The sequence below is a fragment of the uncultured Flavobacterium sp. genome, from assembly GCF_951805225.1.
GTDB lineage: Bacteria > Bacteroidota > Bacteroidia > Flavobacteriales > Flavobacteriaceae > Flavobacterium.
Window position 1 is genome coordinate 1846816 of sequence record NZ_OX638201.1, and the last position, 12887, is coordinate 1859702.

A 12887-nucleotide genomic window follows, 5' to 3' on the forward strand; every position below is an offset into this window, starting at 1 on the left:
TAAACACGAATTTCATGAATTGATACAATTCGATCGTGAACTTGCTTTCGCAAAATCAGTTAACTAATGCGAATCAAGAGTTGAAATGTGCTGTTAGGCACTAAATATTGGTAGAAAACATGAATTGAAATAAATTTAGCGTGCCGTAGGTACGCAATAGTTATCAATTTGTTGCGTACCTACGGCACGCCAACGAATTTAGAACCTATAAGGGCTACCAATATTTAGTGCCAAACGGCACAAATTTCAAACTTTCAACTCTTTATTGGCATAACTAATAAAAGTTTGTGCGAATTAGCGACTTGAGTGATAGTGAACAGACGAAGTAAGTTCGTGTTTGTTTTTTTGCACTTATATCCAAACTGTAACACTGTTTCAGAAATGTATTCAGTGAACTTTAATCAATAAATTTTAAGGTTATGGATCATACAAACAAGAATTTTTACAGACAATTTTATCTTAAAACGGGAGGATTTCTGCCGACGAAACCGTTGAATAAAAATCTTTTTCCAGGTGATTATTTCCAAATTAAAAATGGAGAAATAATGCTTCTTGGCAACATTTATCGCAATGGCATTATATCACATCACGATGCAGATATTAGTGGAATAATTACCTTAAATGATGCTAATTGGAATTTTAGCGACGGGATTTCAAAACCGTATTCGGGACGCGCTCACGCACACGGTTCTATCGAAAGTAATTTTGAATTCAGCAAACAAATACTTGCTTTTGCCAATAAGGGAAGTTTCATTTTTAAGGCTGAAGAACCGGAATCGATAAAAATCAATAATTGGAATGAAATTCAGCAGCAATTAATTATAAAGTTAACGCAAACTTTATATTCTTTCAGGGAACTTTATGTAGTTACAGAAAGTGCTACAGCTTCTAATACAACTCTTGCTACGGCTGGTGAAGCAAATGCTGAACTGGAATTGGCTTGCGAGGCTGAAAACTTTGGTTTGGTTGATATTTTTGGACATCATAATACCAAAACAATTCAATCAAAAGATATTGAATATTATCACAGGGAAACCAAAAGAAAACCTGCTTACTTCAAAGCTAAAAAACTAGTGGTTCAGGACGAAAAACTGGCTTATTTTATTAGTGATTTTATTGCTAAAGAAAATAATATCAGTGAATGGACGGATTCTTTTTTTGACTCGAATTTTCATAATGAAATTGATTATAATACTCAAATGCTGATGCAAAATGCGCAGGGATTTTATCTTGATATGTTGCAATGCAATGAGTTAAATCCTAATACGGCTTTGTTGTATTTTAAATGGGTTGATGCCAATCTTGACGATGTAGAAAAACTATTTGGCGCTTATGGAAACTAATCCTGATATTATTGTTTTGCATAATGAAATGGATTGGCTGCAAAGGGTAATCGATCAGGTTATTTGCAGTTATTTGCTTCAGGAAGGTCATGAAAATCGATGGCAGGATATTCCTTTGCCCGAAACTGAAACTGACACCGATATTGAAGATAGTGTTTATTATAAAAAAATAATAGAATGGGATTTGAATCTCTACGAACGTCTTTGTCTTGCTTTGATTCTTGCGCCTCAGATTAAACCTGAAGTTCTGGATATTTTCTTTAGCAAAAATGCGATGTACGATCGTGGTTTTACGGAGTTTGGCGGAGTTGTCAATAAAAATCACAGCGGTTTTTTACCAACTGGTCAAACTTTATCTTTTTTGATTACGGCGGTTAATCCTGAATTAAGAATCGAAATATTGAATATTCTGAGCTCGGCAAATATCCTTGCTAAAGAACAGGTTTTGGTTCTGGAAGCTACAGAATCTTATGTGCCAGTTTTGAATCAGATAATTTCGATTAATGATCGTTGGTTACATTATTTTATAACTGGAGTTTTGCCTAAACTCGAACATAGTGTTTCGTTTCCGGCGCAGCAAATTTCGACCAATATGAATTGGGATGATTTGGTTTTGGAAGATCATGTTATGAATCAGGTTATGGAAATTAATGCGTGGCTCAATCATGGTGAAACTCTTATGAAGGAATGGGGTCTTGAGAATAAAATAAAACCGGGTTATCGAACGCTTTTCTACGGACCTCCGGGAACGGGTAAAACGCTTACGGCAACTTTACTGGGAAAAAACACAAACAGAGAAGTTTACAGGGTTGATCTTTCGATGATTGTCTCTAAATATATTGGTGAAACCGAAAAAAACCTGTCTAAGATATTTGACGTTGCACAACACAAAGACTGGATTTTATTCTTTGATGAAGCTGATGCGCTTTTCGGAAAAAGAACCAGTGCAACCTCATCAAATGACCGACACGCCAATCAGCAAACGGGATATTTACTGCAAAGAATTGAGGATTTTCCGGGAGTTGTTATTCTGGCTTCTAACTTAAAAGAAAATATGGACGAGGCTTTCTCGAGAAGGTTTCAGTCGATGATTCATTTTACGATGCCAACTGCCGAAGAAAGGATTTTGTTATGGGAAAAAGCATTCTCAGGAAAATGTCGGCTTGATCCGGAAATTGATATTGAGAACATTGCCGAAAATTATGAATTGGCTGGTGGAGCAATTATAAATGTTCTGAGGTTTTGTGCTTTGGCTGCAATTCAAAAAAATGAAACTATTGTAAGTCGTCAGGATTTGCTGGAAGGCATTAGACGTGAATTTAAAAAAGAGAATAAAACGCTAAAGGTTACTCAAATGAATTGACGGATTATGAAAAAGACTGAAAACATAAAGAAAGTCGCCGTTGCTGCACCGCAAATGCAACGCCATAAAGTGACGCTTAAAATTGGTGACTGGAAAAAACATTTCGATTTCAATTATGTAAATGCAATAATTGCAATGGCTTTGAATGATTTTGATGATAAGATTTATTTTTTTATAAATGGATATCTTATTACAAGTCAGAATGTTTATTTGGTTGTACAAACTACCGAAAAAAACATAGAGGAAATGGTGAATAAAATTGAGACTAAGATTATTCTTTTATTAAAAACCAATCCTCAAAAACTAAAGGAAAACAGGAGAGAAATTTCTTTTATTGCTGATGATGAAAATATTTTTTACGAAGCACGAAAACCTTTGTTTAAAATTTATCCTTTACAAAATGATCATTTAGTAAAGCTTATTACGGGAGAAAAAGTTACGCTTCCTTATTATGATCGAAATCTTAGGGAATTAAAAGCTTTGATTCATAACCATCCTTTTTGTTCGGCAATTTATTATTTAAAAGGAATTGGTCCTGTAAAGGTGACTAAGTTTAAAAAAATAGAAGAAGACGACGATCTCTAGAATATAACTGATTAACTTTTTTACTCCCGAAGCCTCGGGATCTTGCAATTCTAATTCAAAAAACAACTTAAAAAACATAAAAAATGACTACACCAACAACCAGTAATTTTACAGTATTTGGCATTGATATTTCGAGATATCAGGGCAATGAAATCAATTTTCTAAACAAGCAAGTTGATAAGCTTTCTTTTATAATTTGTAAAGCTACAGAAGGAATTACGTATACGGATTCGAGTTTTAAGACAAACTGGCCAGCAATTCAGGCAAAAGGATATGTTCGTGGCGCGTATCATTTTTACCATTGTAATGATGATCCTTCTAAGCAAGTTACAAATTATTTGGGTGTTATGGGCGCATTTTCAGACACGGACATTCCTCCTATTGTTGACTTTGAAGAAAGCAGTATTGATGCGGGCGTTAATAAAGCGAGTATTCAGCCTAATTTATTGCAGTTCTTAACTTTATTAGAACAAAAAACGGGACGAAAACCTCTTATTTATACAGATAATAATACAGCAAATGCTTATTTGACGGATCCTTCGTTTGCGGGTTATGCTTTATGGATTGCCAATTATAACAGTACGCTAAAAATACCAAATGTCTGGAAAAACTGGACGATCTGGCAACAATCTCAAAGTTATAAACTAAATGGTCAGCTTAATGATTATGATGTTTTTAATGGTGATAGTAATGCTTTTTCAAATTTTATTCAATCGAGTTAAGATTCTGAAATAATGCGCAGTTGTATAATTCAAAAAGGAGGAAAATGACGCAGCAACACAAAAAAATATCGGAAAATAAAACATTTCTATCTGCCGCAAATGCAAATCGGGATAATAACACGGTTCAATTAAAAGACAATCGTGAATATTCTCTTGTACAAAGAAAAATACAGGAACATGTAGAGAATAGTCTACAAGAAAATACATTTTCTAATACTGGTGTTGTGCAGTTAAAAGGTGGTAAAAAAGAGGAGAAAAAGAATTCGAAGAAAAGAAAAAGAGAAGATCCGGAAAGTGATGAGGAAAAAAATGACGGCGATGACAGCGGTAATTTTGTACCTCCGCAAGCAAAAAAGCAAAAGAGATATCATGTACCACTAGAGACTACTGAACAGGTAATAAGAAAAACTGCGCACAAACGTGAAAATGTAAACGATAAGTACAAGGAGATTTATACTTGTCCGGCATGCAGACGACCATTGGCTGCTACAAAAAAGGAAAGCAAAAAATTAGAATTGACAAAGTTTGCATATACAAGTAAAACAGGGAATTTACACGAACAACGGGCTTTGACATTAGACCACTATCCTACTTGGGCAACACGGGAACGCGATTTGAAGTCGAAAGGTGCAACTAATGAAGAAATAAAAGAAGATCATAATGATCCGGATCGTTTAAGGGCTCTTTGCAAAGTATGCAATGAAAGTCACAAGTATGAGAAAAAGAAAAAAGTAGATTATGAAAGTGATACTGATGAAGAAGGATATCATACTCCTAGTGAAGAACCTGAGAACGAAGGTTTTTATAGCGATTTCCGCAAGGGTCCAGATCCCGGTTCTGGCGGCGCAGGCATAACATCATAAAAAGAAAATGACTCAACAACACGAAAAAATACTCGAAAATAAAATAGCTTCAACTGTTCCCGATAAAGGTGCCGGAGCTACTGCTGTACAATTAAAAAATAATCGGGAATATTCTGTTGTACAAAGAAAACTTGCTGATAGAAGTAGTTTGCAACAGGCTTCTCTTATGCCTGTTCAAAGAAAAGTGAATCAAACTGGTTTGCCCGATAATTTAAAATCCGGAATAGAAAATCTCTCAGGTCATTCTATGGATGATGTAAAAGTACATTATAACTCTAATAAACCTGAACAGCTTAACGCCCACGCTTATGCACAGGGAACAGATATTCATATTGCATCAGGGCAAGAAAAACATTTACCGCACGAAGCCTGGCATGTTGTCCAACAAAAACAAGGACGGGTAAAACCTACTTTGCAAATGAAGGGAAGAGTAAATGTGAATGATGATGCAGGCTTGGAGAAAGAAGCGGATGTGATGGGTGCAAAAGCATTACAGACTAAAGCAAAAGAGAATAACTTAAAATCTCAAAATAAAAACTATTCTGTTGATCAAAAGTCTCTCCGTAACAATTCCAACAAACCCAATCAATTGAAATCTCTTGTCGTACAAAAAGGTAAAAAGCTAAAGCCAAAGGCAAAGGCTAAAAAAGCTCCCAAACATGCAATTGATCTTAAGAAACAAACAATGACTGTTAGAAATAAAAAAGATAGCTATACCTCTGGATTAATAAATGGTTTAAGTCGGGCGACTGGAGTTGAGAGTGGACCAAGAGCGGAAGCACAAAAGGTAAAGAAATTTTTTGGAGGTAGCTGGATTGGAGGACACATGGTTAATGATCAATTGGGAGGCAGTGGAAGTTTCAAAAATATTGTCCCGATTACTTCTTCAATGAATGGGCTACATAAAACCATTGAGAATCGAGCAAATAATCTACTAAGTGCGGGTAATGGTACTCAAATTGAATACAAAATGAAAATCCTTAAAAGAGCAACAGTAAAAAACGCATTAAAAACCGTTAAAAACCTTCCAATTGAATTTAAACAAACCCTTAATGTTCACCCTGTAGGTTTACCTATGTATACAATAGATGGGCATATACTACAAGAAGCTTATCCAGGAGATGGTATAATACAACCTTAAAACTCCATAACAAAACCTGGCAGAAAACTATTTGACTTTAATTAGTACAATTAATTAACCAAATTTTAAAAAAATATGAATACTCACATTGACAAAATACCCGATAATAAAAGCCAATCTGTAGCAAATGCTGTTGCACAGAGAAAAGATAATGGCAAGAATTCAGTAATTGTGGATAACCGTCCAACATCTGTTTTGCAAAGAAAAATAGGAGACGCAACATCTGATAATAAAAATGTGGTACAACTAGCAGATCATCGTAAAAAAGCTTCAGGCACGGGGATGGCAAGAAAAGACCCAGGTCATGGAAATGTAGAAAGTAAACAGCATGCAGCCGCTCGAGCAGAAAAAGACGGAAAAAGAGAAGCCAAAAGGGCTGAAGATAGAAAGCATTTTCAAGAACAAAGAGCAGCAAAAGCGGCAGCAAAAGCTATTAAAAAGGCACCAAAAGGTGGTAGATAAGAAATTTGATAAAAAAAATTAAGTGTTAACACTAGCTTTTTAGACACCTAAGTAGTAAGCGACTTCATTTTTAAAAGAAAATTAGAATAAACCTAAAAATGATGAAGACTTATATAGGCAAAAACACAAGAACAAAAAAAAGCTAATTCGCAGATTTAATAACGGGTTCCTAATATTCTAATAAAATACTAGATGGAAAATAGTTATGAAAAAGCCAAAACGCAATCTGTTGCGAATAGTCTGAATGAAAAACCCATTCAGAACAAAGCAATTACTTTACAAGACAATCGCCCTGCTTCTCTCTTACAAAGAAAAGTAAACAATACTGGCTTACCTGAAAATCTAAAATCAGGAATCGAAAATCTTTCCGGTCATTCTATGGATGATGTAAAGGTTCATTACAACTCTAATAAACCTGCACAGCTTAATGCTCACGCCTATGCGCAGGGAACTAATATTCATATCGCGTCCGGACAGGAAAAACATTTGCCTCATGAAGCCTGGCATGTTGTACAACAAAAACAAGGCAGAGTAAAACCTACTTTGCAAATGAAGGGGAAAGTAAATGTGAATGATGATAAAGGTTTGGAAAATGAAGCTGATGTTATGGGTGCTAAAGCTTTGCAAATGAAATCAAAACCGCAATCTGCAATGGTTTCTCCTAGTAATAAATCAGTGCAAAATACTTCGACAGCGCAACTGGTAAGCGCAAGTAATAAAGAAGGCACGGTGCTAGAGGTTGTTTATTCTGAGGGAAAAGTTTCATTAACGTCAAACGAAAAAGAAATAGGTTTTGTGAATTATACTTCTATAGGTATGGGAGTTGTTTCGCAAGATTACATAAAAGTTGAACCTGGTTTTGCTCGACAAGGAATTTCATATTTATTAACCTATCTCGCAGCTACACAACGTGGACATTCGATTATGTATTTGGGTGGAGGTTCTTTAAGTGAGAGTGGTGCATTAGTTGCAAAAAAATTCGGCTTTAAAAATTATGAGCCTAAAAAAGCTGAAGAAGGTGGTTTCTGGTCTTGTTTTACCAGTTGTTTTGGCAGTAAAAAAACTGGCGACAGCGCTCCATTGCTTCCAAAAGGAAATCTTGCTTTACTCGACTATGCTTACAAGACGCAAGAAGATCAGGCTGGAGGAAAAATACCACCTATTAAGTGGATAGAAATAGAAACACTTATAGCGGAAGCAGCAGGAAAGGTTAAGCAATATGGCTGGATAATTAGTTAAAATGTTTTAAAAAGAGAAAACAATTATTATGTGCGTATCTGCAAATAAATCTGAAAAATTTAATTCCGGCATTAATTCAACTGAGACTGCGTAGCGTGTTTGATATCTGGAATCTTACAATATGAGACATAAATAAAGAATTTTTAAATAATAAATAATTTATTCATTAACCATTAAAATCAACCATTATGAACAAAAATTTCAACGGAATGTGCTACGCACCTTATCCTCACGGATATGATCCATCAACTGCAAATGATACTTTAATCTTCTATGGAAGTGATGTTGCTTATGATTGTATGACTCCTATGTGGGGAAAAGAATATACTTCTAAAGCCGGAAGTCATTGTGATCTTAACGGACCAAATAAAGCCAGAAATGATATTCAGACATTGGCTAATATGGGAGTTACTCTTATTAGATTATACGATTGGGATCCACGAAATAATCATTTGAAGTTTCTGGATTATTGCAATTCATTTAATATAAAAGTTCTGGTATCTGTTTCTTGTTATTTTGTAAAGCCGGGTGATGATAACGGACTAAAGGATCGAGATATACAAATTCCTAAATTGATTGATTCTTTTTCTAATAGTCAAAAAACAGATTACCACAGTGCTGTTGCAGGAATTGTTATTGGAAATGAACCTGCCAGAAATGGTTATAATGCGCAACACTGTATCGATTTTACAACTTCCTGGGCTGATATTGAAGCATCAAAATATCCAAATTATAGAGAAGTACTAATTGGACATCCTGTTGATTTTGCAACATATGGGGCTAAGTATCCTTGCTTTGGTTTTTGGGATCCTTTGTTTGCGGTTTTGGATAAAAAAACAACTAAGAACTTAAACAAACGTTTGTTTCTGGCTCCACAAACTTATAATGATCGCGAGTATCTATTTCAAAATGCCGAAGCATCCGGAAAAGGATACGTTGATATCGCATACGAAAAATATCAAAAGCCAATTATATTTACAGAAATCGGAAATAACAGATTGCTTTCAAATTATCAAGAAGTTGTAGACGGACAATTGGCCGGAAGTATTGAGTATGCTGCTAAAAACCCTAATAAACTATTAGGTATCTGCTTCTTTCAATTTGCTGACAAAGTCTGGATTCCCGGAACTACAGAAGGTTCACACGGTACACGTAGTCAAGGTAACGACATATTGTGTACAATTAACTACGTCAATGGAGATTTTACACATTGGGATAAAGAAGGTATTAAGAATGTTCCTTTGACGGTAAACGCTTTAATCCCAACTCCATTAAATGATATTGTTGTTAAAAATTATAAAAAGGTTTAAGCTGTTTTATAATTCAAAACTGAATCATAGCCTATAAAAAGTAGATTCCTAAAACCAACAAAATGGAACAACGTCAGGAAAGAATACATGAAAACAAAACACAGACTAGCGCAGCTAATGTGAATACTAATGCTATTCAGTTAAAGGATAACAGAGAATCAAATGCCGTGCAAAAAAAACTTTCTGAAAAAGCAATTGGTCAGGAATCTACTTTTAAACCCATTCAAAAAAAAGCAAATAATACGGGTTTACCCAACCATCTGAAATCGGGAATAGAAAATCTTTCGGGACATTCTATGGATGATGTAAAGGTACATTATAACTCAAACAAACCTCAACAACTTAATGCGCATGCTTATGCTCAAGGTACAGATATTCATTTAGCATCGGGACAAGAAAAACATTTGCCTCATGAAGCCTGGCATGTTGTGCAGCAAAAACAAGGCAGAGTAAAACCTACTTTGCAAATGAAGGAGAATGTAAACGAAAATACATCTTCTGAAACTATTCAAAGAATGACGATTTCGACTAAACCCGGTTCTATGGAAATGTTGGGAGATGATAAAAAAACTATCGAAACGTTCAATACTCTTGTAAATATAATACAACATACTCTTCAGCCTGTTTTTCCAAATGATTCCATCGAAATAGAAATCACTAATAAAGGAGAAATGACTCCTGCATGGAATCATCATAAAGGAACAAAGTTTCATCCTGGTAAAAAAGGAAATATTGGTGTTCAATTAAATAAATGGTATTTGGAAAAAGTTTCAATAGGAAATTTAATCGGGATGTTTATCCATGAAATTGGTGTGCACACTTTTGCAGATAACCTTATGGGAAAAGAAATGCTAGACGATGGAGGTTGGGAAGCTGATAATCAAAGTGATGCAATTAGTGAACTTGACGATGAAAACAAGGATCATCATAATGATATTAAGGGCAAAATAGCAAAATATCCAAATGAAATTGAATCAGGAAAGAAAAAAGGCAGATCAAGACAACGTGATCACGTAAATCTGGCAAAAAGCCTCGCAGGCGGAAATAGTACAAGATATAATGTTTATAAAAACTTATATCTAAATACAGGCGATTCTATAGCAAGTAAACTAGAAGGCGAAAAAAGAGATCAGGCATTAAAAGATTTAACCTTTTCATTTTTATTCGATTTAGGAAGAATCGCAGCCACAGATGATGGTAATCCTGTATCTATTTTTACAAATACAGATGCGATTGGGCAGTTAATGATTATTTACCGTAACAATATTGTAAAAGAAAATGAAAACAGATATAAATGGTTGAAAGAAGCTTCCGCTAATATCAAAACAGGCAAATGGCCTTTACGTGCCTATTTAGTTGGTCAAGTTGCGACATTGGCAGCATCTTCTAATCCTCTTGCTAAAAAAGCTCGTCGATCTGCTGTTGGAGGAATAATTGCTGGTGGTGTTGCGATTGCAGCCGGAGCAGCTGCTGCTCCAGCAATAGCAACGGGTATTGCAGTTGGAGTCGGACTTCATTTTTTACAAAAACTGTTTGGGGTCCAATAAAATTGGATTAAAAAATTAAAATAAAATAAGAATAAACTTAGAAAAATCTGTTTTTCTGATAGTTATGTCATATTTATTTTATAAATTTATTATCTCAAATCGAAAAAGCATACTTCAGTATAAGCCTACAAAGATATTCCTTATTACAACTTTCAATAAAGTCTCTGTGTTTTGATTGACAAAAATTAAGCTTCTTCAGCAATAATCAATCAAAATTACTGTGACACAAAAAAGCGATTTTATGACACGAAAAAACTGTTCTGTGTCATATTATCCAGATTTTATGCGTCGGATATTTAATTTTAAAAACTGAAAAGAGAAATGATAGCGCCGGAAAGTTTCAAAGTAGAGTTACTTCGTAAGAAGAATCCTAAATCAGCAGAAAGTTCTTTTAAAAACAGGTAAAAACACCTGTTTCTAAGAGAGTTATATAAAGTAATTTAGCATTTCATTAACAAAAATATATTTCAATTTAAAACTTGAAATGATTAACAAATCTAATATTAACACTAACCAATTAAACAAAAAAAATTATGGACGTATTTTTAGGAACAATTCTAGCATTTGGATTTAACTTTAACCCTAGAGGTTGGCAATTATGTTATGGGCAACTAGTTCCCATATCACAATACAATGCACTCTTTGCACTACTAGGAACAACTTATGGAGGCAATGGGACATCTACATTTGCTTTGCCTGATTTAAGAGGTAGATCTCTTGTAGGTCAAGGACAAGGAAATGGCTTAGCTAATGTCGTGATGGGACAAATAAGTGGTACTGAAACCATTACGCTTACAGCAAACAATATGCCTATACATGGTCATCCTCTTGTTGCGGCTACGTCTCCTATTGCTGTGGCTGTCAGTGCAATAAGCTTAAAACCAATCAGCAATGATCCTGATGGCGGTAATAATAATTTTGCTGCTGGCGGAACTACTCCAAATATCTATAGTGAACCTGGAGGAACAAGTAATGCAGTTGGTGGTGTAACTGCAACAATTAGCGGTGCTACAGGTGTTGCTGGAGGTAGCCAACCATTTGCCTCAAGAAATCCATACTTAGGTATAAACTTTTGTATCGCTATGGAAGGAATTTTCCCAAGTAGAAACTAATACAATTAAAATGAAACAGAGGCAATCATGCCTCTGTTTTTTTAATCTCATTTTATGGAAGATATTATTAAAATAGGAATTCTAATTCCAAAATCACAACAATACCCTACCCTGGACAAAGATTTTATGAGAGGATTAAAACTTAATAATCTCAATGTGAAGTTTTTTGTGGAAAGTATTGGTATTGGTGCTGATGAAAAAATGATAATTGATAAAATACAAAAATTAAATTTTCAAGAGGATATATCTATTATTGTTGGTTTTTTTGGGCATTATAACATGACTGAAGTTTATAACTATGCCTCCAAAAACGATATACTATTGCTTGCTGCAGATACCGGAGCAACTATGCCTTATGAAACATCTCCTTATAAAGGTGTTTATATAAATTCTTTTGGATTAACGGAATCCTGTTATCATTTAGGAACTTATTTAATCGCCAAAAACTATCAAAAAGTCGTAACCTCAACTTCATTTTATGATTCGGGTTATGGTATGCTGGCGGCAATTGAATATGCTTTTAAAGAAAATCCAATTTTTTCAGGCCACTACATCACTCCTTTTGTGCCCAGAGAAGATGAATCTGAATACATGGGACAGTTTATTAATTCGTATGAACCTGATGCTGTTTTTGCTTTCTACAGTGGTTTGTATGCAAAAGAAAATGCTGATTTTGTAAGTCAAAATAAAATCACTAAAAAGTATCCGTTTTATGTTACTCCGTTTTTTATCAATGATAAAATTATTGAAGATTATAAAAATGAACCGCACGATCTTTATGTAGTGAGTTCATGGATGCAAAATGATAGTGATAACAGCAATTTTACTGAGGATTATAAAAATAAATACTCAGAGGTCCCAACAGTCTTTTCTATTTTGGGATATGAAAATGGACTTATATTAGAAAACCTTCTTCTAAATGCAGAAAACAATCTTAATACAAGTTCTTTAATTAACCTGATTAGCAAATTGAATATTACTGGACCAAGAGGCAATATTAAATTTGATAAGGACACTAACAGAACAATATTTAATCATTATATGTATAAATTAAATTTTGATTCTTCTAACGATATAAGCTTTAATAAAATTGAAACATTTGTAAATGACGGGCAATTTACCAGAGCTTTTAATTCATTTACTAAGCCCGATTATGTAGGCGGATGGCAAAATGCCTATTTATGTCATTAAACTAAACTG

The 12887-nt window shown here is 34.4% G+C and carries 12 protein-coding genes; all 12 read left to right on the top strand.

Annotated features, from left to right (window positions below; translation table 11 throughout):
- The first annotated feature begins 419 nt into the window (after positions 1 to 419).
- The 12 genes from WN975_RS07800 to WN975_RS07855 all read left to right on the top strand — a co-directional run bounded on the left by WN975_RS07800 (position 420) and on the right by WN975_RS07855 (position 12878).
- Positions 420 to 1343 (top strand): hypothetical protein, encoded by a 924-nt coding sequence (locus WN975_RS07800; protein ID WP_337966028.1) that lies wholly within the window; start codon positions 420 to 422, stop codon positions 1341 to 1343.
- Positions 1333 to 2706 (top strand): ATP-binding protein, encoded by a 1374-nt coding sequence (locus tag WN975_RS07805; protein WP_337966029.1) that lies wholly within the window; start codon positions 1333 to 1335, stop codon positions 2704 to 2706. Before WN975_RS07800 ends, WN975_RS07805 begins: the two co-directional genes overlap by 11 nt.
- Positions 2707 to 2712: 6 nt before the next feature.
- Entirely contained in the window at positions 2713 to 3291 is a 579-nt protein-coding gene (locus WN975_RS07810) for a hypothetical protein (protein ID WP_337966030.1), read from the top strand.
- An 83-nt stretch (positions 3292 to 3374) separates the two neighbouring features.
- A complete protein-coding gene (locus WN975_RS07815) occupies positions 3375 to 4013 on the top strand; it encodes a GH25 family lysozyme (protein ID WP_337966031.1) in 639 nt (212 codons plus the stop codon).
- Between the two features lie 44 nt (positions 4014 to 4057).
- Complete coding sequence (locus tag WN975_RS07820) at positions 4058 to 4876, top strand: GH-E family nuclease (RefSeq protein ID WP_337966032.1); 819 nt, start codon at positions 4058 to 4060, stop codon at positions 4874 to 4876.
- Between the two features lie 7 nt (positions 4877 to 4883).
- A complete protein-coding gene (locus WN975_RS07825; RefSeq protein WP_337966033.1) occupies positions 4884 to 6017 on the top strand; it encodes a DUF4157 domain-containing protein in 1134 nt (377 codons plus the stop codon).
- 75 nt (positions 6018 to 6092) lie between these two features.
- Entirely contained in the window at positions 6093 to 6479 is a 387-nt protein-coding gene (locus tag WN975_RS07830) for a hypothetical protein (protein ID WP_337966034.1), read from the top strand.
- Between the two features lie 192 nt (positions 6480 to 6671).
- Entirely contained in the window at positions 6672 to 7718 is a 1047-nt protein-coding gene (locus tag WN975_RS07835) for a DUF4157 domain-containing protein (RefSeq protein WP_337966035.1), read from the top strand.
- A 188-nt stretch (positions 7719 to 7906) separates the two neighbouring features.
- Positions 7907 to 9028 carry a hypothetical protein gene (locus WN975_RS07840; RefSeq protein WP_337966036.1) on the top strand — a complete coding sequence of 374 codons (1122 nt, stop codon included), beginning with the start codon at positions 7907 to 7909 and terminating at the stop codon, positions 9026 to 9028.
- A 62-nt stretch (positions 9029 to 9090) separates the two neighbouring features.
- Positions 9091 to 10575, top strand: a complete 1485-nt coding sequence (locus WN975_RS07845; RefSeq protein WP_337966037.1) for a DUF4157 domain-containing protein — start codon at positions 9091 to 9093, stop codon at positions 10573 to 10575.
- A gap of 533 nt (positions 10576 to 11108) precedes the next feature.
- Complete coding sequence (locus WN975_RS07850; protein WP_337966038.1) at positions 11109 to 11687, top strand: tail fiber protein; 579 nt, start codon at positions 11109 to 11111, stop codon at positions 11685 to 11687.
- Positions 11688 to 11741: 54 nt separating this feature from the next.
- Complete coding sequence (locus WN975_RS07855; RefSeq protein WP_337966039.1) at positions 11742 to 12878, top strand: ABC transporter substrate-binding protein; 1137 nt, start codon at positions 11742 to 11744, stop codon at positions 12876 to 12878.
- The last annotated feature ends 9 nt before the right edge of the window (positions 12879 to 12887 follow it).